This window comes from Phytohabitans sp. LZ39 (assembly GCF_059359075.1).
In genome coordinates this window covers 181566-203862 of sequence record NZ_JCADBM010000005.1, presented here as the reverse complement: position 1 = coordinate 203862, position 22297 = coordinate 181566, and the positions used below count along the sequence as shown (strand labels likewise).

At 71.0% G+C, this 22297-nt stretch carries 21 protein-coding genes and 1 pseudogene; 4 read left to right on the top strand and 18 right to left on the bottom strand.

The window, feature by feature from the left end; all coding sequences use genetic code 11:
• Positions 1 to 136: 136 nt before the first annotated feature.
• Together AC5L36_RS12400 and AC5L36_RS12395 are read right to left on the bottom strand one after the other, a co-directional pair.
• On the bottom strand, positions 137 to 457 hold the full coding sequence (locus AC5L36_RS12400; RefSeq protein ID WP_441215600.1) for a three-helix bundle dimerization domain-containing protein: 321 nt from the start codon (positions 455 to 457) through the stop codon (positions 137 to 139).
• Positions 458 to 550: 93 nt separating this feature from the next.
• Complete coding sequence (locus tag AC5L36_RS12395; protein WP_441215599.1) at positions 551 to 964, bottom strand: PPOX class F420-dependent oxidoreductase; 414 nt, start codon at positions 962 to 964, stop codon at positions 551 to 553.
• 714 nt (positions 965 to 1678) lie between these two features.
• Here AC5L36_RS12395 and AC5L36_RS12390 point away from each other — a divergent pair.
• A complete protein-coding gene (locus AC5L36_RS12390) occupies positions 1679 to 1849 on the top strand; it encodes a hypothetical protein (RefSeq protein ID WP_441215598.1) in 171 nt (56 codons plus the stop codon).
• A gap of 56 nt (positions 1850 to 1905) precedes the next feature.
• Here AC5L36_RS12390 and AC5L36_RS12385 read toward each other — a convergent pair whose 3' ends face one another.
• From AC5L36_RS12385 to AC5L36_RS12345, 9 genes are read right to left on the bottom strand one after another with little or no spacing between them, the layout of a single operon-like run.
• On the bottom strand, positions 1906 to 3648 hold the full coding sequence (locus AC5L36_RS12385) for a hypothetical protein (RefSeq protein ID WP_441215597.1): 1743 nt from the start codon (positions 3646 to 3648) through the stop codon (positions 1906 to 1908).
• Between the two features lie 42 nt (positions 3649 to 3690).
• Positions 3691 to 4098, bottom strand: coding sequence for a DUF1257 domain-containing protein (locus tag AC5L36_RS12380; protein WP_441215596.1), 408 nt, complete (start codon positions 4096 to 4098; stop codon positions 3691 to 3693).
• 11 nt (positions 4099 to 4109) lie between these two features.
• Positions 4110 to 5726, bottom strand: coding sequence for an Hsp70 family protein (locus AC5L36_RS12375; protein ID WP_441215595.1), 1617 nt, complete (start codon positions 5724 to 5726; stop codon positions 4110 to 4112).
• The gene (locus AC5L36_RS12370; RefSeq protein ID WP_441215594.1) at positions 5723 to 6316 is read right to left on the bottom strand and encodes a hypothetical protein; all 594 of its coding nucleotides are present in this window, start codon (positions 6314 to 6316) and stop codon (positions 5723 to 5725) included. Before AC5L36_RS12370 ends, AC5L36_RS12375 begins: the two co-directional genes overlap by 4 nt.
• Positions 6316 to 8109 carry a hypothetical protein gene (locus AC5L36_RS12365; RefSeq protein WP_441215593.1) on the bottom strand — a complete coding sequence of 598 codons (1794 nt, stop codon included), beginning with the start codon at positions 8107 to 8109 and terminating at the stop codon, positions 6316 to 6318. Before AC5L36_RS12365 ends, AC5L36_RS12370 begins: the two co-directional genes overlap by 1 nt.
• Positions 8106 to 9962, bottom strand: coding sequence for a hypothetical protein (locus tag AC5L36_RS12360; protein WP_441215592.1), 1857 nt, complete (start codon positions 9960 to 9962; stop codon positions 8106 to 8108). Before AC5L36_RS12360 ends, AC5L36_RS12365 begins: the two co-directional genes overlap by 4 nt.
• Positions 9963 to 9969: 7 nt before the next feature.
• The gene (locus AC5L36_RS12355) at positions 9970 to 11508 is read right to left on the bottom strand and encodes an AAA family ATPase (protein ID WP_441215591.1); all 1539 of its coding nucleotides are present in this window, start codon (positions 11506 to 11508) and stop codon (positions 9970 to 9972) included.
• Positions 11505 to 12092: a 4Fe-4S cluster-binding domain-containing protein gene (locus tag AC5L36_RS12350; protein ID WP_441215590.1), complete on the bottom strand. Its 588-nt coding sequence runs from the start codon at positions 12090 to 12092 to the stop codon at positions 11505 to 11507. Before AC5L36_RS12350 ends, AC5L36_RS12355 begins: the two co-directional genes overlap by 4 nt.
• Positions 12083 to 12283: a DUF2997 domain-containing protein gene (locus AC5L36_RS12345; RefSeq protein WP_441215589.1), complete on the bottom strand. Its 201-nt coding sequence runs from the start codon at positions 12281 to 12283 to the stop codon at positions 12083 to 12085. Before AC5L36_RS12345 ends, AC5L36_RS12350 begins: the two co-directional genes overlap by 10 nt.
• Positions 12284 to 12577: 294 nt before the next feature.
• On the opposite strand from AC5L36_RS12345, the gene AC5L36_RS12340 reads away from it, so the two are divergent.
• Positions 12578 to 12748: a hypothetical protein gene (locus AC5L36_RS12340; RefSeq protein ID WP_441215588.1), complete on the top strand. Its 171-nt coding sequence runs from the start codon at positions 12578 to 12580 to the stop codon at positions 12746 to 12748.
• Positions 12749 to 12805: 57 nt separating this feature from the next.
• On the opposite strand, the gene AC5L36_RS12335 is transcribed toward AC5L36_RS12340, so the two are convergent.
• Positions 12806 to 13612, bottom strand: coding sequence for an SDR family NAD(P)-dependent oxidoreductase (locus tag AC5L36_RS12335; protein WP_441215587.1), 807 nt, complete (start codon positions 13610 to 13612; stop codon positions 12806 to 12808).
• A gap of 65 nt (positions 13613 to 13677) precedes the next feature.
• Here AC5L36_RS12335 and AC5L36_RS12330 point away from each other — a divergent pair, with 65 nt between their 5' ends.
• Together AC5L36_RS12330 and AC5L36_RS12325 are read left to right on the top strand one after the other, a co-directional pair.
• On the top strand, positions 13678 to 14460 hold the full coding sequence (locus tag AC5L36_RS12330; protein WP_441215586.1) for a helix-turn-helix domain-containing protein: 783 nt from the start codon (positions 13678 to 13680) through the stop codon (positions 14458 to 14460).
• 48 nt (positions 14461 to 14508) lie between these two features.
• Positions 14509 to 15108, top strand: coding sequence for an alcohol dehydrogenase catalytic domain-containing protein (locus AC5L36_RS12325; RefSeq protein ID WP_441215860.1), 600 nt, complete (start codon positions 14509 to 14511; stop codon positions 15106 to 15108).
• Here AC5L36_RS12325 and AC5L36_RS12320 read toward each other — a convergent pair.
• The 6 genes and pseudogenes from AC5L36_RS12320 to AC5L36_RS12295 all read right to left on the bottom strand — a co-directional run bounded on the left by AC5L36_RS12320 (position 15089) and on the right by AC5L36_RS12295 (position 22064).
• A complete protein-coding gene (locus AC5L36_RS12320; RefSeq protein WP_441215859.1) occupies positions 15089 to 17668 on the bottom strand; it encodes a BTAD domain-containing putative transcriptional regulator in 2580 nt (859 codons plus the stop codon). The two genes, AC5L36_RS12325 and AC5L36_RS12320, sit on opposite strands and share 20 nt — an antisense overlap.
• A gap of 27 nt (positions 17669 to 17695) precedes the next feature.
• Positions 17696 to 17953, bottom strand: a pseudogene (locus AC5L36_RS12315) (AfsR/SARP family transcriptional regulator); the annotation flags it as partial.
• Positions 17954 to 18181: 228 nt separating this feature from the next.
• Complete coding sequence (locus tag AC5L36_RS12310) at positions 18182 to 18964, bottom strand: methyltransferase domain-containing protein (RefSeq protein WP_441215585.1); 783 nt, start codon at positions 18962 to 18964, stop codon at positions 18182 to 18184.
• Positions 18965 to 18981: 17 nt separating this feature from the next.
• A complete protein-coding gene (locus tag AC5L36_RS12305; protein WP_441215584.1) occupies positions 18982 to 19866 on the bottom strand; it encodes a hypothetical protein in 885 nt (294 codons plus the stop codon).
• A 109-nt stretch (positions 19867 to 19975) separates the two neighbouring features.
• On the bottom strand, positions 19976 to 20944 hold the full coding sequence (locus AC5L36_RS12300) for an NAD(P)-dependent alcohol dehydrogenase (protein ID WP_441215583.1): 969 nt from the start codon (positions 20942 to 20944) through the stop codon (positions 19976 to 19978).
• Between the two features lie 136 nt (positions 20945 to 21080).
• Positions 21081 to 22064: an NAD-dependent epimerase/dehydratase family protein gene (locus tag AC5L36_RS12295; RefSeq protein ID WP_441215582.1), complete on the bottom strand. Its 984-nt coding sequence runs from the start codon at positions 22062 to 22064 to the stop codon at positions 21081 to 21083.
• Between the last annotated feature and the right edge of the window lie 233 nt (positions 22065 to 22297).

Below are 22297 nucleotides of genomic sequence, written 5' to 3'. Positions count from 1 at the left end.
GATGGCGCTGTTGGGGACGCAGGCGTAGTCGGCCGCTACCGGCAGGATCGCGACGCCCGACGATCAGCAGCCTCGGGCCAGCGGCAAGGTGCTACCGGGTCCGCCGCCACGTCGCGCCAGGCGATCTAACCTGCGTCTACACCGCGACTGCGCCGAACGCGGCAACGGACGGCTCATCAATGGAACGCCGCACGACGCGCTCAACGAAGATGGCGACGAAGGTTCGGACGTGGGCGGTGCCGAACTGGCGGTAAACGCGCCGGACCCGGCCTTCGAGGTCGAATCCGGATACCACCTCGCGCGGGTACCGCTGCTCGAGCCGGTCGACGATCCCGGCGATCTCATCGTCGTACCCAGACCTGATCTGTGCTGCGTCCCCGCTCTCGTCGCCGCGTGCGGGTGGATTTGGCAGAACGAGCCGGACGGGGGCTTGCTGGGAAACGTGCAGTGTCGACATGGCTGTCACGGCCTTAGCTGGAAGGATTCAATCATCCCATGCCAGCCACCTGCCGTCGGCGAGTCGATCATGAACATCGGAAGTGGAGCGCTATCAAGCCTCACCCGATCCTGGCGCTGGTGTTGTTTCGGTTAGCGTGACGCGGATGCCCACGGTGCCGTCGCGGCCGCGTCGAATCCGGCTACCGAGCATGCTCATCCGGCCGATGAGTCCGTACTTGCGCGCCATGATGCCGCGGATGTGTTGGTCGGCCGCGACCGAGCCAGTCAAGGCGGCGTGGCCGGCGACCGCCTCGCCGCGTGGGTTGCCGCGGAAGTCGCACGGCGCGACCGTGACCTTGCCGCTGCGTCGGATGCGTTTGACCTTGCCGGAGTCGGCGACCGTCCACACCGCGAGGGTGTCGCCGTCGCGGACCGCCCACACGGGTGTGGCGACCTCGCGGCCGTCCTTGCGGAACGTGGTCAACAGCAGGTACTTCTCGCCAGCGAGACGATCGAGTGCGCTCACCACGCCAGCGTACCGCTGACGGTGAGGGGCCGGGTTCGACCGTGCGGTCAGCAGGTTCGATGGCCTGCACGTCGCGGCATGCCTCGTCGTCGTGCTGCTGCCGCCGCAGGTGAAGGAGCTGGTTTCGTGGCGGTACGGCAGGGGCTGCCAGCGCGGACGATCGTCGGCCCACGGGCTGGTCGTGCCGGGACGAGCACACGGCTCGTGGCTGGCCCGCGGTCGCGGTGTCCGAAGTAGACACTCCGGCGCATGGCACGCCGGCGGCTGTCAATGACGGGAGGCCGGCTCACCAGACCGTCGGCGGGAACAGCAGTCGGTAGCCTGCCGGAAACGTAGGGATGGGTGTGACACGGGGCGGTGGGGTGTAGTGTCCACCGTGTCACCCCGGTCCCTGGTGGCGAAATCCTTGGCGTGCCATCGATTTTGCTTGCCATCGGAGGGGTCCACGCGACTGGTATCGGTACCTGCGCTCGCACTGGGAGCACGACTAGTACCCGAGCCGGCGGCCCCGATCCCGTCGGAGGCGTACGCCTGCGATCCTCTGCATCGAATGGCGGAGGCATTCGACGCCGGTGATCTCGGCGATGGTCTTTGTGCGATCGCTGACGCGTTGTCGGACGCGTCCAGGCAAATAGCGGCTGAGGCCGCGGTAGCGCCTGCGGCTCGGACAGCCCTGATTCGAGTACCTACCAGACCGTCCGGCCACTGCGCGCGATGGACCCGCGGGCCATCCTCAGTACGCACCTTGCGCCGGCACTGGGCCAGACCACAGAGTTCCTGGACATACTCGCCGAGGCGCCCCGATCCGACCCGTTCGTCGGCCCCGATCAGCACGCGCTGGAGGAGCTGCTTGCCAGCTTCGAACCGGTGACCGCGACAAGGTAGGCGACCACGAGATCCGGCCCATCGCCGACGCGCGTCCGCCGACCGTGGCTCAGCGGTCACCCACCGCCCAGCGCGATGTCGTCGTCGTCCGCCCGCCGCCGTGCGAGGGAGCCCAGCGCCACGTCGGTCCCGAGCCTGTACTCGACGGCGGCGCGGAACGCACGCAGCAGCGCGGCGGCCTCGTCGTCGAGGTCCTCTCCCTCCAGTGCGGCCACGGTGTGCAGCATCGCCGGCGTCGCCTTGGCGATGGGCCAGCGGATCAGGTCGACGAGTTCGCAGAGGCGCAGGTCCCGTACCTCCAGGCCAACCCGCGGCCAGGTCCATTTCGGCTCTGACGCGGCGAAGTCGCGGTGCCGCGACAGTGCCGGCGTCGGTGCGTCCGACGACCGGTGGCCGGGCGGCCCAGCGACCTGTTCGAGGGTGGCCGGGTCGTACCACGCCAGCACGCTCACGTTCCGCCGGACGGGGACGCCCAGCTCCATGCGCACCGACTCGGGAAAGGCGTCCTCACACTCGGTGGCGACGGTGAGGCTTGTGCCCTCCCGGCGCCAGGACCGCAGCGTGCCCCTCTCCGAGCCCCAGGTGAGTACGTGGTCGGGGCCGGACACATGGAGGCCCCACGGGCGGTCGTCCACCGTGCCTCGCGCGAGCGGTTCGAGGTCCGCGGTCAGCAGCACGACCCCGTATTTCGTGCCGTCGCTCGCCGCGATCGCGAGCAGCCCCGCCACCGGATCGCCGGCGATGCGGGCCAGCCACCCGTCGAGTCCGAGCGCCTCCAGGTCGACCTTGGCACCGAGCGGACCGGCGGCCGTGCCGAGCCGCAGGCTGGTCCCGGTCGCGACCACGAAACCCGACGGGGTCCTGGCCAGATCGAGATTGAGGCCGTCCGCGAGTACCTCTTCGGGCTGGCCACGGCGTTGGCGGACGAGCCGGCGTGCCAGCCCCTTGGAAACGACGTACACGACGGTGCCGTCGCCGAGGTGCAGCAGGTCGGAGGCGAAGGGGCGGGTCTTGTACGTGACGACCGGCTGCCCGTCGTGGAGGCCGTACACGGTGATGGACTTCTCGTAGGCGACGGCGATCTCGGACAGGTCCGGCGCGAACGACGCCTCGCGGCTTCCCCCGCTGCCGATGCGGCGCAGCGACCGCTGGACCACCGACGTGACCGTAGCCGGGCCGGCAACGGAGAACCGGTCGAACAGCTCCGCGTCGGCCGGGTCGGTGGGGCGCCAGGTGCCGAAGAGCGGCATGGCGGTCACCGCGGCGGCCACTGGTGCGTCCCGCACCAGCCGCCACAGCTGCGCCCACTCGCCGTGCTCGGCCAGCAGGCGCGCCAGGTCGCCGATCTCCTCCTCGGACATGTCCTGGACACCGCGCCGGCCACCGACGGTGGGCAGCAGCCGCACCACGTGCAGCATGCCGGCCGTCACCAGGATCCGCCGCAGCTCGTCCCTGGTCGCCTCGGACGCCAGCGGGTAGGCCTTGGCGATGAGGGACCCGTCCGGGTCGAGTGCGTCGTACTCGGCCAGCTGTTCGGTGTAGAGGCTGAGGAAGGCACGTTCGACGCTGCCGGTCGGTGTCAACCGGACGGCGGCGAAACCGCCATGCCGGGCGCTGTAGACCCTGTGCTCGTCCATGAAGGCGTCGAAGACGGCCACCAACCAGCGATCGTCCTCCGCCATCCGGCACAGGGTGCGCAACGCACGGCGTGCCTTCGGGCTCCGGACGCCGTCGGCGCCGCGCTGCTCGGCGATCCGCGCCAGCCGCCGCGCCTTCACCCTTCGGTCCTCGGTCCCCATCATGCGAAGGTCGGTGACGAGGTTCTCCCACCAGCCCATGGGTCAGGTGGCTCGCCGCAGGGTCAGGCGGCGGGTGCCATCCTGCTGGAGCTCGTCGGTGGCGACCTCGTAGCCGTGCGTCGCCGCGTAGCGCAGTGTCGCGGCGTGGCTGTAGGAGTGGGTGAGCTTTGCCAGCCATGCGGCGTTGTATCTGGACCGGTCGTACTCGCTGATGATCGCTTCGAAGGAGCCGTCCGGTTGGCGGGCGAAGCCGATGTCGTTGCTCGCCGTGCCGATGTGCTCGCGGCGGACGATCACCTCGGCCTTCTCCGGGCGTGCGTCGCCCCGGTACCCGTAGAGGGTCTGTGGCTGGTCGTGGACCTCGACGTCTGGGTGGCCGACCTCGCGTAGCGCCGCGGCCAGGATCTCGGGGTCGCGCAGTCGGGTGCGGATCCGGGTGAAGTGGGACAACGGATCTCCCTTCAGGCCAGTTGGACGACCGGGTGGCCGTGTAGCACCCAGGTGCGCCGCTCGATGTCGAACGCGGAGACGGTGAGGCGTTTCTGCGCGTCGATCCGGAAGTCCAGCCGGAACCGGTCGACGCCGGCCGCGGCCGGAGGGTTGGCTTCGAGGAACGTGGGGCTGTCCTCGTTGAGCCACAGCGTGGCCCGCTCTTGGCGTTGCTGTGGGGTCACCGCGACGGTACGGGCCCCGCCGCGCGCGTCGAACACGATCTCCAGGTCGCCGCCGGCGTCGCGGTGGGTGGCGTGCGCGAGTTCGTAGATGGCGATGCCCATCCGCCGCTGCCCCTGGTGGATCGCCTTGATCGTGATCGACTTGACCGGTTCCGGCGTCGGGTAGGCGGTGCCGGCCTCCACCAGGAGCTCGAACTCGTACGTGCCGGTGGCCTGCTCGACGTGCCGGATCGCGTAGTCGTGCTGGATGTGGTCGTGCAGCTCACGCCCGCCGGCGATGCCGGCCGCTCCGGCCGCCACGGCCTCCAGCGGCCGGTCGAGATGCACGAGGCTCGGCTCGAACTGCAGGTGCAGCAGGTCCTGCACCGCAGGGATGAGGCTGGTGCCTCCGACCAGGAACACACCGGCGAACCCGTCGGCTGGGTAGCCTTTCGCGGCCGCGTTCTCGAGGGCTTTGCGCAGCGCGCGGTTGACCCGGCCGAGCACGTCCTTGTCGCGCAGCAGCCGCTCGAACCGGGACCGGGTGATCTCACTGCGGTACTTTCGGCCGGTCGCCGGGTCGGTCGCGGTGATCTCGGCTTGCTCGGCGCGGGTCAGCTCGACCTTGGCAGCCTCGGCGGAGTGCAGCAGCCGGCGAAACACGCGGTTGTAGGTGACCGGGTCGCCGTGTGGCAGCCGGGCTTCGGCCGCGGCGTGTTCGGCGAGCAGCGCGTCGACATGGTTTCCGCCCAGGTCCAGCCCGACCTTGGCGATCGCCCGCACGCCCGCGCCGGCGCCGGCCGTGCCCGGCTCCTGCACCCGTACCACCGAGACGTCCAGCGTGCCGGCGCCGAAGTCGAACACGCAGAACACGTCGCCGGGGCTCATCCGGGCGCTGTACCCGACCGCGGCCGCGGTGGCCTCGTCGACCACCCGCAGCCGCGCCGCGCCGATCCCCGCGCCGACCTCGCGGACGAGCCAGTCGCGGTAAGTGTCGAACGTCTCGACCGGGGCGGTGGCCACGATCTCCAGGTCGTCCGCACCGACCGCGAGCACGGCGAGCGCGGTGACGTCGCCGAGGAACTGGGTGGCCGCGTCCCGTGCGGTGACCTTGCGGTCGCCCACCGTCCGGGCGATGTCGATGGCCCGGCCGGTCACATTGCTCTTGGTCGACTGGAAGACGGTGACGTCCGGGTCGTCCCACAGCTCGGGCCGCTCGGTCACCTGGGCGCCCAGCCAGCGCCGCGACCCGGTGTGGCTGTAGGCGACCAGCGACGGCACCACCCGCTGGCGTACTCCCTCGCCGGCCGGCCGGCTCAGGTCGAGGCCGTCGAGCGGGACCGGCTCGCCCCGCCCGCGTGCCTCGTCCCACCGCGCGACCACCGTGTTGGCGGTGCCGAAGTCGATACCGATGCGGGCCGTCACGCCGGACCTCCCAGGGCGATGTCGTCGTCGCGCGCGTGGACCGGTGCGGCCGCACCGATCGCGACCTCCATATCGAACCTGTACGCCAGGCACCCGCGGAGCAGCTCGAGGAACAGCCGGACGGGTGAGCGCGGCGGGGTCCGGCTGAGCTGGGAGGTCACCGCGTACAGGTAGGCCGGGCTGGTCGCGGCGAGCGGCCAGTCGGCGAGGGCGACCACAGCCGTGCTACACCCAGCCGCGGCCACCTCGACGAACTCCTGGCCGCCGACCGCGAGCATGCCGTCCGGCGAGGCGAACAGGCACGTGGGGTCGGCCCGGCACGCCGCCTCGATCACGACCGCCGCGGCGGCCGGCTGGCCAAGCGTGACGAGGCTCGGCCCGCCTTCGGTGTGTGGCCGCCGCCAGCGGGCCAACGCCGCCCACAGCCCGCCACGTGGTTCGCCGAGCCACAGGTCCCACACCGTGTCGGTCGCCCTGGGATCGCCACGATTGCCGGTCCAGACCAACCACCGCAGCGCCCACCGGGCCAGCCGACCGCGCCCCCGCACCTGGTCGGCCAGCAGAGCCGCATGCGCCGCCGACAGTGCCATCAGCCGGCACCGCCGATCGCGATGTCGTCGCCGCGTGCCGCGGCCCGGGTGGCGGGGCCGAGCGCGATGTCCGCGCCGAACCGGTACTCCAGGCCGGCACGTACCAGCCCGAGCACGGCAGCAACGGCCGGGTGGTCTCTTGGCGTACCAACGGTTTCCAGACCCGAGCGGCCCAGCTCGGTCAGCGACCTGTCGGCCAGCGCGGCGAGCCGGTGCACCGCGAGGTCGTGCACCTCCACCTCGGTGTGCGACGCGGCGGCGACCAATGACCCGTCTTGGGAGAACGTGACGAGCCTCCCGCCCAACGGGGGAAATGCCGATGGCGGGCCAGCTTCCTTGAGCGTGCCGGTGTCGAGCCAGAGCCTGTCCTCGAAATGTGTCAGGACCAGGTCGTGCCCCGGCACCGGAACTAAGGTCCCGACCATCCGGCACCCGGCCTCGGCCTCCCGAACGAGGTTCGTGCCGTCGTACCGCCACGACAGGAGCGTGTGGTCATAGTGGAGCCCGCTGCTACTGGGAATGACGGTGATCAGGCGTCCAGGCGCACAGTACACCCCTGCACCGAACCCGTTGCTCTTGGCGGTAGCCAGCACCGAGCCGTCCGCATCGGCCATTAGCAAGGTGCCGAATCCGTCGATCGCCACCCACCCGGTCGTCGGGTTGGCGCACACCAGCCTCTTGGTCTTTCGGCGCACCGGGGGCAACGTGTTCCAGGGCACAAAGCGCGACAAGTGACCCTCGGCCGTGCCGAACCACATGCCATCACGGATGGCGACGACGAACCCGCCCGGTGTCCGGGCAAGCGTCCTCTCGCCCGTGTCGGGCAGCAGCACCTGGCGAGGCTGCTCCGGGGAGCAGCGGATGAGCGACCAGCGGTAGGCGTACCAGCCGCGGCACACGATCGTCGCGTCGCCGAAGGCCACCATCTCGTAAACGCCGTCGTAGCTCGCGACCGGGCTGCCGCCGGGCAGGTCGAAGATCGTGGCGTCCGACTCGCCCGCGACCGCGAGCTCGGAGTTGTCCGGGGCGAACGAGAGCCGCCGTGCCTTGGCGAAGTCCAGGCGAGTCACCGCGGCCGGTCCCAGCGCGGCGATCGCGTCCGGGGCCGTGCCGGTGAGCCGGTCGAGGAACGCCCGCCCGGGACCGTCGGCCGGTCGCCAGTTGCGGATCAGGTGGGCGGCGCGCAGCGCGTTGGCGATCGGGACGGTCGGGATGAGCCGCCAGAGCTGGTCCCATTCACCGGCTTCGGCGAGCCGCGCGGTGAGGTGGTCCGCTTCCGCGGCGGTGAGCGGACGGTCGGGGCGGTCCGCGATGACCCGCAACGCGCTGAGGTCGCCGAGGCCGATCATGGTGCGGCGCACGGCTTCCCGCGCCGGCTCGTCGGCGGCGCGGTAGCCGCGGGCCAGCAGCGAGCCGTCCGGGTCGTGCGCCTGGTACTGCTCCCGCTGGCCGGTGAGCACGAAGAACAGCGCGCGGTCGACCGCGTCGTCCGGGACCAGTCCGTGGCCGGCGCAGAAGGCACGGATCGCGGCCACAGCCGAGGCGTCGGTCGCGTTTTCCACCGCCGCCGCCAGGACGTCGGCCGGCGTAAGCCAGCGCCTCGCGACGGTCCACAACTCGCCGGCCGGGTCCCGCCGCCAAGCCCGCCTCAGGGCATCGATCGCGATGACGTCGCCGCGCTCGGCCCCGCCGACGAGGCTCCGCCAAGCGTGTCGGGCGAACCAACCCCGGCTGCCGTCCGGGCGCCGCCGCTCCGCGCGCCGCGCCCGCCGCTCCGCCGACACCACCGTCACTGCCCACCTAGCGCGATGTCGGACGCACCACCCGCGATCCGGGTACCGGCTCCGAGCGCGATGTCGGTGGCGAACCGGTACGCGAGTCCCGCGTGCAGCAACTCCACCGCCGGACTGAGATGTGGGGCGACCTTGCGCTTGCGCAGCTCGGCCGCGGCTTCCAGGTCCGCCACGCGGCCCTGGGACAGCGAGCCGGCGGCCAGGTCGGCGAGCTGGTGCAGCGCCAGGTCGTGCACCTCGATACTGTTCTCCACCTGCACGGCGACGAGCGACCCGTCGGGCGAGAACGAAGCCAACCGGCCGTCCAGCACGGGGAAACCCGCTGGCGGGTCGACCTCGACAAGCGTGCTGGCGTCGAGCCACGCCAGCCTGCTGGCCTCGGTGAGGAGCTCCAGCTCCGGTTTGCCCTCTCGGCGGACGACCAACAGGTTGCGCGCCGGCACCGGCGCCACGACGCTCGCATCGATCTCGGCCGCGGCGGCCTGCACGAGGTCGGAGCCGTCCCGTCGCCACAGGCTGAGGCGACTGCCCAAGCTCTCGACGAGGACCTGATCAGGACCGTAGAACGCGTGAACGTGGCCGAAGTCGTCGTCGAGTTTGGCACGGGCAAGCAGCTGACCGCTGGCATCGACCAGCGCGAGACCTTCCGTGTAGCCGTCGTCGCCCTCGTCGCCATTGCCGACGTGGAACGCGAGGTTTCCGCTTCCCGGGTCCGCAGCGAGCAGGGTCTTCTCGGAGGTCGCGACGTCGGCCGGCCACTCGACGCGCGCCACCCGCGACCAGGAGCGCGTGGCGCTGCCGAACCACAGCTTGTCCTGCGCGCCGACGACGAACCCGCCCCGTGTGCTGCCGATGTGCAAGGAGTTCAGGCCCCGCAGCAGAGTTTCGGGGGCACGGCCGGGGGCGTTGCGGATGACCGTCGGGCCGTACGGGCGCACGTAGGCCACGTGCACGATCGTCGCGTTACCGAGCGCCAACTCCTGGGTTCTCGTTTCGTAGCTTGCGACCACGTGCCCACGGGGCAGCGTGAAGAGCGTGCCCCTGACCGCGATCTCGGAGTTGTCCGGCGCGAACGAGGGAGCGCCTTTCCACCGGTCGCGGCGGTGGTACCAGGGCTTCAGCGACGTCACCGCGGCTTGGCCGAGTGCGATGATCGCATCTGGACTGGTGCCGGCCAGCCGCGCGAAGAAGTCGCGGCCCACGCCGTCGTCCGGCCGCCAGTGCGGAAAGAGCCGGGCCGTCCGCACGGCGCTGGCCAACGGCATGACCGGAACCAGCCGCCACAACCGCTCCCAGTCACCAGCATCGGCGACCTGCCTCGCCAAGTAGTCCGCCTCCGCCCCGGTGAGCACCCGGTCAGGCCGGTCGGCGATCACCCGCACCAGGTTCAGCTCGCCCAGCTCGACCATCGTCTCCCGCAACACCTCCCGAGTCGCCTCGGTGGCACCCCGGTAGACGGCGGCCAGCAGCGTCCCGTCCAGGTCCAGCGCCTGGTGCCTCTCATGCTGGCCGGTCAGGACGAAGAACAGCGCACGCTCCACCGGGTTGTCCGGGACCAGGTCGTGCTCGACGCAGTAGCCGCCGATCGCGGCCCGGGACTCGGCGCCCCGATCCGGGTCCACCGTCGCGGCGAACATGTCGGCCGGAGTGCACCAGCGGCCCACGTACCCCCACGTGTCCTCCCGCGGGTCAGCCAGCCACGCCTCGTGCAGCGCCGCCGCCGAAAAGTCGTCCCGCGACTGGGACGCGTCCGCGAGCCGCTCCCAGGCCCGCCGCGCCCGCCACGTCAGGGTGCCGTCCGGACGCCGCCGGCCCGCCCGCCGGGCCAACCGGTTCGCTCGCCCCGCCCGCATGGCGCGCTCAACTCAGCTCGAGGCGCACCTGCGCCCGCTCGGCCTGAGCTGCCTCGGCGAACGAGGCAGACTGGGCGCGGCCCTCATGAAGCCAGGACCGCAGCCGCTCGATCACCTCGCGGTGCGAGCGACTCAGCGGCACCGCCCGACCGATCGCCGCCGTGACGTCGGCGGTGCGCACGTCCCGGTCCTCGGAGAACGCGTGGTACAGGGAGTCCACAATGGCCTGCTCGAGCTCGGCCCCGGTGAAGCCGTCGGAGACCTGCGCGAGGTGATAGATGTCGAAGGTGCCCGGATCCCGGCGACGCTTGCGCAGGTGCACCGAGATGATCTCCCGGCGCTCCTCTTCGGTCGGCAGGTCGAGGAAAAAGATCTCGTCGAACCGGCCGCGCCGCAACGTTTCCGGCGGCAGCGCGGTCACGTCGTTGGCGGTCGCGACGACGAACACCGGGCTCGTCTTCTCCTGCATCCAGGTCAGGATCGTGCCGAACACCCGCTGCGAGGTCCCACCGTCGGCGTCCCCACCGGACAGACCCTTCTCCATCTCGTCGATCCACAGCACGCACGGCGCGACCGTCTCGGCCAGCTGCAGCGCCCGGCGGACCCGCTCCTCGGACTCACCGACCAACGAACCGAACAGTGCGCCGATGTCGAGCCGTAGCAACGGCAGCCGCCACAGGCCACCGATCATCTTCGCGGTCAGGCTCTTACCGGTGCCGGGAATCCCGATCAGGGCAAGGCCTTTCGGCGCGGGCAGGCCATAGCTGGCCGCCTCCTCGGTGAACGCCCGCTCGCGCAACGCCAGCCACCGTTTCAGCGAGTCCAGCCCGCCGACGTCGTCCGGCGTCTCCTCGGCCGCGTAGAACTCCAGCGCCTGGCTCTCCCGGATGATCACCTTCTTCTCGGCCACCACCGCGTCGATACCCCGGTCGTCGAGCACCTCGTCACGCACGATCGCCTTGGCGAACGCCCTTTTGGCCTGCGCCGCCGTCAACCCCAAGGCGGCCTGCGCCAGCCGGGCCCGGCCGTGCGGCGTCAGCCTGGACCGCACACCCTTGGTGTCGTCGATCAGCGTGTCCAGCGCCGCACGCAATGCCTCCACCGTCGGCAGCGGCATCTCCACCACCACCGCATCGTCACGCAACTCAATCGGGACGGCCCGGGACGGGGTGGTGACGATCAGGGAGGCACCCGTGTAGACCAGCTGCTGGGCCAGGCTCCGCAGCTTGCGGCGCACCCGCGGATCCTTGCCCCAGAATTCGTGGAAGTCCTTGAGCACGTACAGATCCCGCCGAGCCGGCGCCTTCAACGCCAGCTCCTTGACCTTGTCGAGCGCGACGATCGGGTCGGTGGCGTCGGGTAGCTGCCGACCGGCCGTCGAGGCGAACCGGTCGGCGACGTCCCACAGCACCAGGTCGGAGTCGGCGTCGCGGCCCCGGCGGACCTCGTCGAGCACCTCGAGCGCCCGCTGCTCCTCCACCGTGACCAGCACGATCAACGCCACCCGCGCGCGCAGGTACAGCCGAATCTCGTCCTGGATGCTCACCACAAGGCCCTCCCCGGCGCCGCCATGCCGGTCACCGTGACCGTGCCGTCCACCCCGAGCGTGACCTCCAGCTCCGGCACCGCTGCCAGCTCGCTGGGCCGGTACCGTCCGGTGCGATCCCAGTACACCTTGTTCGCCGACCCCCGCAGACCGGTCGCCACCGGCATCCGCCGGTTGTACCGGCCGGCCACCACCAGGTCCACCGCCGCCACAGCGCCCGCCCGCGCCGGGTCGGCCTCGATCTCCGCCCTGGTGAACCCGGTCAGCACGATGACACCGAGGTCGGCCCGCGCCGTGACCTGCGCACAGAACGCCGCGACCGCGCCGGGTTGCTCCAGCGGCTCACCCCCGGTCAGCGTCACGCCCTCGATGCCCGGCACCTCGGCCAGCACCGCGTCCACCAACTCGCCCACGGTCCGGACGGCACCGCCGGCGAGGCCGTGGGTCTCGGGGTTGAAACACCCAGGACAGGCCAGCGCGCAGCCCTGGCTCCAGATCGTGAACCGCTGCCCCGGCCCGTTCGCGACGCTGCGCGGCAGCACGGCATGCACCCGCCACGGCGTAATCAGCGCCGTCAATGCCACAGTCGATCCTGGGCGTCCTGCTCCACCTCGACAAAAGCCTCGTCGGTCAGCTCGCGCGACTCGATCTCGCCGCCCAGCAGCTGAACCAGATCCTCGGTCTGCGTCAGGCACTCCATCCCGGCGACCCCACGCACCGACATCGCGACCGTGCCATCCGGGCCGATGCTGACCTCCACCACCTCGTCCGCCACGCGCCAATGGTAGAAGTCGAACGCCAGCCATCCAACCTGGACAAACCCGCCAACCACCGGTGCTCCCGGATGACTACCTGCTTCGATAGACCAACAACCCACCGTGGAGGTGTAGGGCATGACAGGGCAGGCCGCAGCCCGGCTGGCGCGGCGGGCCGCGAGCGACGCCCGGACGGTTCCCGGGGGCTGCGGGCGCGCTGGGCATGGCGCCGGCTGGTCCGGGCCTGCGCCAGAGGCAATCGCGCCGCGCAGGATGCGATACGGGACGTAGCCTCAAGCCTGCCCGAGGCAGACATGCTCGACCTGCTGGCGGCGGCGCCCACGGTGCCCGCCGACCGTGCCGCGTATCTAGCACTCGTCGGTCACGACGCCCAGCGGCAGGCCCTCGATCCCGACGGGGCACTGCTGGCCCTGGCCTACCGCGCCGCCGTCCCAGAGGTACGCGAACGTCTTCAAAGAAAGTGATCAGCACCCGACGCGCTGGCACAACGACGGCTCTCCTGAACGCGAACCGTTCAAGCGTCACGCCGTCTCGGCCAGTTCCCGCCACTGCTGCCACGTGGCCAGCCGTTCTCCGTAGATCTTTTCCGCGATCGGGTACGGGTAGCCGCCCAGGAACAGCCGTAGCGGCGGTTCCGGTGTGTCGACGAGGCGGAGGATGGCCGCCGCGGTGTGGGACGGGTCGCGGGGCGCGCGGGCGGTGGCGCTGGCTCGGCGCGCCTGCCGGATCGGCTCGTAGGCCGGGATCGGGGCGGTGTGCGCCGCCGAGTCGCCGGCCCAGTCGGTGCCGTACGGCCCCGGCTCGACGATCGTCACCTTGATGCCGAGCGGGCCGACCTCCTGAGCCAGCGCCTCGCTCATCCCTTCCAGCGCCCACTTCGAGGCGTTGTAGAGGCCCAGCGTGGGGAAGGCGGCGATGCCGCCGATGCTGGAGATTTGCAGTAGGTGCCCGTGGCCCTGTGCCCGCATGAACGGCAAGGCGGCCTGGGTCACCCAGAGCGGGCCGAACACGTTGGTCTCGATCTGGGCCCGCGCCTGCTGCTCGGTGCTCTCCTCGATCATTCCGAACAGCCCGTAGCCGGCGTTGTTGACGACCACGTCCAACCCGCCGAACGTCTCCGCGGCGTGGTTCACTGCGGTGAACACCTGGGCGCGGTCGGTGACGTCGAGGGTGATCGGCAGGAGGCGGTCGCCGTACATGTCAGCCAGGTCCCGCAGCGTCTCCCGCCGGCGTGCGGCCGCGGCGACCCGGTCGCCGCGCTCCAGCGCAGCCGCCGTCCAGATGTGGCCGAAGCCGCGCGACGCCCCGGTGATGAACCATGTCTTCATGGCCTCGACAGTGCCCCCGCCGGCGGTCGCCAGCCAGCACCCTGATAGGGATACCCTCGACAGGAATGACACGCGGCAACCTACTCGGTGAGTTCCTACAGGCACGCCGGGCGCGCGTACAGCCCGGCGAGGTCGGGCTCGCCGGGCACGGCCGGCGCCGCGTGTCCGGGCTGCGCCGCGACGAGCTCGCCCAGCTGGCCGGCGTCTCCGTCCAGTACCTGACCAGGCTGGAACAGGGCGTCGACCGGCACCCGTCCGCGCAGGTGCTGGACGCGCTGGCGACTGCGCTGCGCCTCGATCCGGACGCCGCCGCCCACCTGCGCGCCCTGGCCGCCCCCGCCCGCCGCCAGCCGAGCGGGGCCGGCGCCGAGGTGCGGCAGTTGCTCGACTCGTGGGGCGGCACGCCGGCGTACGTCCGCGACCGCCGGTTCGACGTGCTGATGGCCAACAAGGCGGCCATGCTGCTCGCCCCGATGTACCACCCCGGCCGCAACCTGGTCCGCGACATGTTCCTCGACCCCACCGCCCGGCGGTTGTTTCCCGACTGGCCACACATCGCCGAGCAGACGGTCGCCGCGCTACGGGCGGCGGCCGACCCGCACGATCCGCGGACCGCCGCCCTGGTCGCCGAGCTGCGGTCCCACGACGAGGACTTCCGCCGGCTGTGGGCGCGGCACGACGTACGCCCATCCCGAAACGAGATCAAGCGGTTCGACCATCCCGACGTGGGCCGGCTCACCCTGCGTCGCCAGAGCCTCGCCATCGCCGGCGCCGACGACCAAGTGATCATCGTGTACCACCCGGAGCCGGCCAGCCCTTCCGCGGACGCCCTGGCGCGACTTCTCTGACCGGCTTCGTGCTTACCGCGCGGGCGGTGCCCCGGCAGTTAGGCGACCATCGCCGCGGCCGGTATATCCGGCTTCGTCTATGGTCACGAGTTCGCCGGGATCGGCGAGGACGGTCGAGCCTGGTTCGTCGAGCCGACCCTCTACGGCGGGAAGTGCGAGCAGTGCCGTCGCGGCGCCACTCAGCGTTGTACCGAGGACGGTCACGGTCACCTGGGGGTGTTCCGTGACGGCGGGATGGCCGAGCGTGTACTGGTCCCGGAGTACACCCTGCTCCCATTGCCGAGCACACTCGATGTTCGTGACGCCTGCCTGATCGAACCGGGCGCTGTCGCACGGCACGCGATCCGGCGCAAGCGAGGCGTTCCGTGTCGCCGCCGACCGCACGTCCGGAGCGATCAAGGTCGTCATCGAACCATACGAAGACATGTGGCGGGTTGTGTAGAGGGTTCCGGCAAGGTCCTCGACCGGAATCATTTCGCGATCCCGCAGGAGGTCATCGATGTCGGCTACGACGCGGAGTGGGCGATCCACGTACGAGCGGTGCCGCAGCGTGCGTATCTCGCGCTTCCGGCCGCCCCGCCGCCACGAGCCCTCGTACGGGCGCGCTCGGGTGACACGCTGACGGCGGTCAGCCGGAGCTGGATGTGACGCGCGCCGTATCGCCGCGGGGCGCGTCATGCCCGACCTGCGGGCGCCGGTCCAGGTCACGGAGCTTGGTCCGGACGGCCTCGCCGTCCGGGTGTCCGAGCTGTTCGAGGATGTCCGCGGCCTCGGACCACGCCGCCCGGGCGGCTTCGTGGGTTCCGGCCGCGTGCTGGGCATCACCGAGATGTGTGAGCACATCGGCCTGGCAGTACCGGTCGCGGGCCTCGCGAAACAGTGCGACCGCGCGCTGGAAGCAGGCGACCGCTTGCGTGTGGTCACCGAGATGCCGGTAGATGTAGCCGAGGCTGTCCCAGGTGTACGCCTCACCGGTCTGGTGGCCGAGCTCCTGAAGCTTCTCGAGCGCGTCCCGGCAGTAGGCCAGGGCGCGTTCGTGGTGGCCCATGAGCCCGCTGTACCAGCCGACGGCGTTGAGGCTGTTGGCTTCGCCCGTGCGCAGACCGGCGGCCCGAAACAGTGCGAGGGCGGATTCGGAATGCTGTAGCGCCTGGGCGTGGTCGCCTGTTTGGCCGTGCACCCAGGCGATGTTCCGGTGAGTGTGCGCCTGTCCAACGGGATCGTCCGCGCGCTGGTACAGGTCGAGGGCCGCCCGGTAGTGTGCGGGAGCCTCGTCGAGCTGGCCCACGCTCGCGTACGCAAGCCCCAGGCCGCGGTGGGCGTGGGCCTGCGCGGACGGATCGGCCAACCGTCGCGCCGCCCGCAGCGCCGCGCGCTGGGCGCCCATCAGCTCGTGCCAGAATCCCTGCCGGTCCAGGTAGTTCGTCAGAGCCCAGGCCAGTTGCCAGGCTTGGGCGTCGTAGCCGGACGAGGCCGCGAGCTCCACCGTGTCGAGCAGGTTGGCGTGTTCGGCTCTGAACCACGCGAGCGCCTGTTCCGGATCTTCGAGGCGTTCCGGCGTTACGCCTTCGGCGGCGAGCGACGGGGTGACGCCGTCCCGATGTGGATTGAGCAGCAGCGCCGCGGCGTGTCCTGTGTGGAGGTAGTGGTCGATCAGCCGGTGCTCGGCGGCCTGCCGCAGGTGTTCGCCGCGCGGTTCGCCGGCAAGGTCGCGAGCATAGGCGCGCAGCAGGTCATGGCTGGTGAACCGGCCAGGTGCGTGCTCCGTGAGCAGGTTGGCACCGGACAGCTCCGTGAGCAGCGGGCGCGTCGCGGGGGCACTGCGGCCAGCGAGGCTTGTTACGGCCGGTACACCAATGTCGGCACCGGGATTGACGCTGAGTTGGCGAAACAGCTCGGCCGCCGCGGGGCTCAGCGCGCGGTAGGACAGCAGGAAGACGCTACGCAGGTCGGTGGCGGCGTCCGCGTCGGTCAAGGCGCCCAGGGCGTCGTTCGACGAGCGCAGCTGGTCGGCGAGGCCCGTCAGGGAAAGGTTGGGGTGGGCGCTGGCATGGGCGGCCACGATGGCCAGCGCCAGTGGCAGCCGCGCGCATGCTTCGACGAGCTTGGCGGTCGCCCGCGGTTCCTCCAGCGTCCGGTGCGGACCGATGCGGCGGGCCAGCATGCTTTGTGCTTCGTCAGCGTCGGGTAGGTCGACGGGCAGGATCCGGGCGGCGTTCGTGGCGGCCAGGCCGGTCAGCTTGCTCCGGCTGGTGATGACGGCCAGCGACGTCGGCATACCGGGCAGCAGGGGGCGTACCTGCTCGGCGTCCCGGGCGTTGTCCAGCAGCACGAGCATGCGTCTGCCCGCCAACGTGCTCCGGTACAAGCCGATTTGGCTCTCCACTGTGGTGGGCATGCGGTGGGCCGGGATACCGAGGGCCTCGAGCAGGACCCGGATCGCTTCGGCGGAGGTCATCGGCAACCCCGACGGGTCGAAGCCGCGCAGGTTGAGGAACAACTGCCCGTCGGGGAAATGACCGGCCGCGCGGTGGGCCCAATGCACCGCCAAAGTCGTCTTGCCAACCCCGGCGGTGCCGGTGATCACCAGGCTGGTGGGCCGGCCGTCGAGCCCGAACGCGACAGAATCCAGCTGCCGCAGGTGGTCGGCGCGGCCCGTGAAAGCCGAGACGTCGGCGGGCAGCTGACGTGGCGGGACCGACGCCGGCGCACCGGTCCCGCCGGTCGTCGACAGCGCCAAGTCGGGAGACGCGGCGGTGATGCGCCGGTGCAGATCGGCCAGCGCCTGCGCCGGCCGGACGGCGAGCTCCTGGTCCAGCAACCGGCAACACCGCTGGTAGGCCTCCAGGGCCTCGGCCTGGCGACCGCAGCGGTACAGCGCGAGCATCAACTGTCCCCACAGCCGCTCCCGCAGCGGATGCCGAGCGGTCGAGGTCAGCAGCTCCGGGACGAGGTCCGCGTGTGCGCCGAGGGCCAACCGAGCATCGAAGGCATCCTCCATAGTGGTCAGACGCAGTTCTTCCATGCGCTCGGCCTCCAGCTGGCCTGCCTCCGGCAGAGCGATGCCCTCCAGGACGGGACCACGCCACAGGGCCAGCGCGCGCAGCAGCGCATCGGCGGCCGCCGCCGGCCACCCGTCCGCGTGGTGCCGGCGTCCGTCAGCCGACAGCCGTTCGAAGACAGTGGCGTCGAGCTCGTCCTGCTCCACCCGCAGGTGGTACCCGCCGCGCGTCATGACGATCCGCTCCCGTCCCGGTAGGGCCGGGCTGTCCAGCACTCGCCGGAGGTCTGAGATGTACGACTGGAGGTTCGCCGTCGCGGACGCGGGTGGCCGCTGCGGCCAGAGCGAGTCGATGAGGACATCCGCCGTCGCCGGCTTGTTCGGCCGCAGCAGGAGCAGGGCCAGCAGTGTTCGTGGCTTTCGCCGGACGGAAGCCACGACACGGCCCGACTCGTCGCGAACCTCCAGCGGACCGAGCACCCGGAAATCCATCAGACAGCCCTCGCCGACACCGTTGACGCAGCCACGATACGAGCAAGATCGGGTCGGCAGAGCCGTAAACCGGCGCGGTTCGCACCCGCGTAAGGGTCGCGTCAGCGCGGCGTAAGCGTCGCGCAAGCGCGGACGCCCAGGCATGCGGAAAACCGTCGATGGTGAGCGTGAGCACGCCGACAGCAGGAGGTAAGCACATCGACGGCGGCTCGGGCTGCTCGGAAGCGGTCAGCTGTGACCGCCGGGACTGGCCCATACGGTGAACAGGGACGACCAGGTGAGCGTGTCGTCTCGGTCCAGGTAGGCAAGGAGCCTGTTGCGTAGCGCGTCCGCTTCCTGGCGGCTGCCCAGGGCCCGCGCGGCGGCCGGCTGGGCGATGTCGAGCTTGAGAGCCCACAGCCGTCGCGTGTGCTGGTCGACCTCGCCGGCGATCAGGTGGTACGGCTCCACGCGCAGGTCGCGAACACTCATCCCGGCGGCGCGTGCGAGGGCGAACAGTTTGCGTCCCACGAACGGGTCGAAGCCGGTGGTGCGCAGCCCCGCCATGGCCGTCTCCAGCTGGCGCTGGAGTGTCGGGTCGGGCGGATGGTGCTGGAGGAGCTGTCCGTCGACGTCCTGGAGGACCACCGTGCCCCCGGCCCGGCAGACGCGGGCCGCCTCCACCACGGCCCGCGCGGGGTCGGGGAGGTATTCGAGCAGGAACCGGATGTACACCAGGTCGAAACCGCCGTCGGGGAACGGCAGCGCGGTGGCGTCAGCGCGTACCACATTGCCGTTGGCGACCGTGCACAGCGACTCGCGTGCGACGCGGGCCCGCTCCGCGCTGGCGTCCACACCGACCACCCGCGCGTGCGGCACGGCCGTGGCGAGGCGGGTGGCGATGGCCGCCGGCCCGCAGCCCACGTCGAGGACACGCGGCGCGTCGGGCAGGTACCGGCGCAGGTAGGTGGCGACCCACGCGTCGGCGTCCACCTTCTCGGCTAGTCTTCGCGCCTCACGTGGGTCCTCCATGAGGTAGCGCGTGGTGGTCATCTGGCGGGCCGCTGGTAGCGGCGCTCCATGTGGCGGTACGCCGCGAGGAAGCCGGCTCGCAGCCAGAGCGCCTGCGCGTACCGCCGCAGCGGACGCACGCCCTCACCGAGCCGCCGCGGTGCCGGGAGCGCGTCGACCACCACGGGTATCCATCCCGGCCGGAAGCCGGCGTAGGCGGGTGCGGCCGCGCCGACGAGTGCTCGGGCGACCCTTTCGAGTAACAGATCTTCCTGATCGAGCTCCTCGGCCGTCGCGTACACCCGGCCGCGGGCGCGCACGGCCAAGTCGAGCAGGCCCGATCCGGCGCCGTCCACACACGGCACGACGGTGACGCCCGGCGCCTGGCTGGGCGCCCGCGGCGGCACCGCGAGGTAGTGGAAGTCGGTCCCGGCGGACCGGTCCGGACCGGCAACGACCGCGATGCGGCCGAACATGGCGCGGCTGTACCTGTTGCTCGGCTGGAACCAGGCCTGGATGGAGTCGCACGCGCGGTGGCGCATCTTCATCGCCTGCTCGGAGAGCACGACCGCGCGGGACGCGCCGCGCCCTCCGGTCGAGACGACGTGCTGATGGTGCCAGCCTTTGTAGACGGTGCGCCAGCCGCTCAACGATGCCCACGTGCCGCCGGGCTGGCCGTGGGTGACGACGCTGAGTACCGAGTCGCCGCCCGCCATGCCCCGACGCCAGTTGTCGAGGATCTCCGGCAGGAACGCCGCTACCCGTTCGCGCTTGGCGGGGTACAGGAAACGGGTGCGCTCGTAGCCGCGGAGCAGGTCGGCCGGGGCGACCGTATTCACCGAGCATCCGAGCTCGGCGTAGGAGGCGGGCGGTGGCTCGGGTTCGTATGCGGCAGCGCTGTCGCTGTCGTCCATCTGGCGCATGTCGCCGATCTCCCCTGCTTTCCGCTTTCCGGTCCCTTGTCTCGCAGTATGGGGAGAGGCTTCATCCAACCCGCATCATCGCGTTCATCGAACCGCGCAGCCGATACGTTTACCGCAGGTCGAGGACGGTGGTGCCGCGCTTGCCCCTGCGGTCGAGATGACGGTACGCGTCGGCGACGCGTGCCAACGGGACGGTCTGGTCGATCACCGGGATGATCCGACCGGCTTCGGCGAGTTCCTTCACCAGGGCCAGGTCCTTCACCTTCGCCGCCACCGGACGCAGCCCGGTGAAGGCGATGACCGCGCGCCGGCTGCCGAGCACCGCGGTCCATGGCGCCTGGACCATGATGGCCAGCGACGGCACTGTGGTCAGATACCGGCCGCCGCGCCTGAGCAGGCGCCGGCAGCGGCTGAACGAGCTGGTGCCGGCCACGTCGAAGATGACGTCATAGGTGCGGTCTTCGTTGGTGAAGTCCGTGCGGGTGTAGTCGATGACTCGGTCCGCGCCCAGCCGTGTGACGAGCTCGGCGCCGGCGCCGCTGCACACGGCCGTGATGTCGGCGCCGAAGTAGCGGGCGAACTGCACCGCTTGGACCCCGACGCTGCCGGACGCGCCGTTGATGAGAATGGACTGTCCGTTGTGGAGCTTCGCGTGGTCGCGGAGGAACGCCAACGCGGTGCCGTCGACGAGTGTCGCCGCCTCGGCATAGCCGAGGCCGTTGGGCAGCGTGGCCAGAGGCCCGTCTTCCTTGACACAGACGTATTCCGCGTGGGCTCCGAGGCCGACGTCGGTGGCGCCGAACACCTTGTCTCCCACGGCGTACCGGGTGACCGCCGCGCCCACCGCCGAGACCTCGCCGGCGAACTCGGTGCCCAGCACGGACTTCTTCGGCCGGCGCAACCCGGCGAAGAGACGGGCGTACCGCGGTGTACCCGACCGGAAGGCGCTGTCGGCCGCGGTCACGGTCGCGGCGTGGACCCGGACGAGCACCTGGTTGGGCCCGGGCACCGGAGTGTCCACATCGGCCTCGTGGACGACGTCGGGCGGGCCATAGGTGGTAAAGACAGCGGCTTTCATCGTCATCTCCTCTGGAACGACCCGCGCCATGTTAAGCAAACTTGACACGTAAGGTAAAGCAACGCCGACACTCTGTCAAGAGTTCTTGACATCGCCTGGCGCGGCGTAGGAACGTGCTCAACGGCTGTATGAGCGGCTAGCTTCCCTGCCCGAGGTATCGGCGCAACAGCTCGGCCTCGCGATCGCGGGTCATGAATCGCTCCAGCGGTCGCCCACCCACGAGCACATCGCGGGCCGAGTCGGCGACGGGCCGCACCCTGAGGCCGGCAGCGAGCGACGCCGCCGGGTCCGCAGTACTCGCGAGATCCTCCACGGGATCGCCGGCCGACCACAGCGGCAACGTCCGGGCGGTCTCCCCGGCCGCCCGCAGGAACGCGTTTTCGACCCAGGTCACGGTCGTGTCCGTGGCACCGACACCGGTCGCGATGTCGTCGAGCAGGTCCCCAAAGGTGTACGTGGCCGACGCCCCGACCAGGTGGAAGGTGCCGACCCGGCCGGTCGCGAGCGAGGCCACGACGAAGTCGGCGAGGTCTCGTGCGTCGATGACCTGCATCGGTGCGTCAGCGTCGCCCGGCGCGAGCACCTCGCCTCCGCGTGCGATCCGCTGTACCCAGTAGTCGAAGCGTTGGCTGTGGTCCCAAGGCCCGATCACGTACGTCGGGCGGATGACCAACGGCGCGTGGAAGCGTTCGCGGGCAAGCCGCTCGCAACCAACCTTCAACGGTCCGTACGTCGCGTCGGTCACCGTCTCAGGCTCGGGGTCGATCTCGCCGACGACGCGTCCGTCCTCGGTGAAGCCCGCGGTCCGCGGGTCGTAGACGGAGGTCGTGGAGACGAACACGTACCTGCCACCGCGGCCGTCGAGCGCGTCGGCGAGCGCGGTGACCTGCCGGGGGAGATACGCGGACACGTCGAGCGTCGCATCCCAGACACCATCCGCCAGCGCCGCCGAAAGCGCCGCCGTATCGTCACGGTCGGCCAGGCGATGCTCCGCGTCCAAGAAGAGACCCGCACCGGTGCGGCCACGGTGCAGCAAGGCCACATCATGACCTGCCTCGATGGCGGCGGCCACGATATGCCGACCGACGAACTTCGTCCCACCAACCACCAACACCCGCATCGCCGGAGCATACGTCCGATTGCCGAAGACACGTGCCCAGCTCGCGCCGCTGATACAGGCTCGCGGGTGATGGGTGTGTGACCTCACGGAGGATAGGCGGGTGCGTGCCGCGTACGTCCTTGTGCACAGCCTGCTGTTGGGTCCGTCGACCTGGGCTCCGGTAGCGGCCAGGCTGACCGCCTCGGGTGACCGCCGGCTGGCTCCGGCCTGCCGGCTGAAGCGGTGCGCCCAGG

What these genes read in the sequence shown, in the direction of transcription:
- AC5L36_RS12400 (WP_441215600.1), bottom strand. Translation starts at nt 457, where the DNA reads ATGTCGACACTGCACGTTTCCCAGCAAGCCCCCGTCCGGCTCGTTCTG.
- AC5L36_RS12390 (WP_441215598.1), top strand. Translation starts at nt 1,679, where the DNA reads ATGGACCCGCGGGCCATCCTCAGTACGCACCTTGCGCCGGCACTGGGC.
- AC5L36_RS12385 (WP_441215597.1), bottom strand. Translation starts at nt 3,648, where the DNA reads ATGGGGACCGAGGACCGAAGGGTGAAGGCGCGGCGGCTGGCGCGGATC.
- AC5L36_RS12370 (WP_441215594.1), bottom strand. Translation starts at nt 6,316, where the DNA reads ATGGCACTGTCGGCGGCGCATGCGGCTCTGCTGGCCGACCAGGTGCGG.
- AC5L36_RS12360 (WP_441215592.1), bottom strand. Translation starts at nt 9,962, where the DNA reads ATGCGGGCGGGGCGAGCGAACCGGTTGGCCCGGCGGGCGGGCCGGCGG.
- AC5L36_RS12340 (WP_441215588.1), top strand. Translation starts at nt 12,578, where the DNA reads ATGCTCGACCTGCTGGCGGCGGCGCCCACGGTGCCCGCCGACCGTGCC.
- AC5L36_RS12335 (WP_441215587.1), bottom strand. Translation starts at nt 13,612, where the DNA reads ATGAAGACATGGTTCATCACCGGGGCGTCGCGCGGCTTCGGCCACATC.
- AC5L36_RS12330 (WP_441215586.1), top strand. Translation starts at nt 13,678, where the DNA reads ATGACACGCGGCAACCTACTCGGTGAGTTCCTACAGGCACGCCGGGCG.
- AC5L36_RS12310 (WP_441215585.1), bottom strand. Translation starts at nt 18,964, where the DNA reads ATGGAGGACCCACGTGAGGCGCGAAGACTAGCCGAGAAGGTGGACGCC.
- AC5L36_RS12305 (WP_441215584.1), bottom strand. Translation starts at nt 19,866, where the DNA reads ATGCGCCAGATGGACGACAGCGACAGCGCTGCCGCATACGAACCCGAG.
- AC5L36_RS12300 (WP_441215583.1), bottom strand. Translation starts at nt 20,944, where the DNA reads ATGAAAGCCGCTGTCTTTACCACCTATGGCCCGCCCGACGTCGTCCAC.
- AC5L36_RS12295 (WP_441215582.1), bottom strand. Translation starts at nt 22,064, where the DNA reads ATGCGGGTGTTGGTGGTTGGTGGGACGAAGTTCGTCGGTCGGCATATC.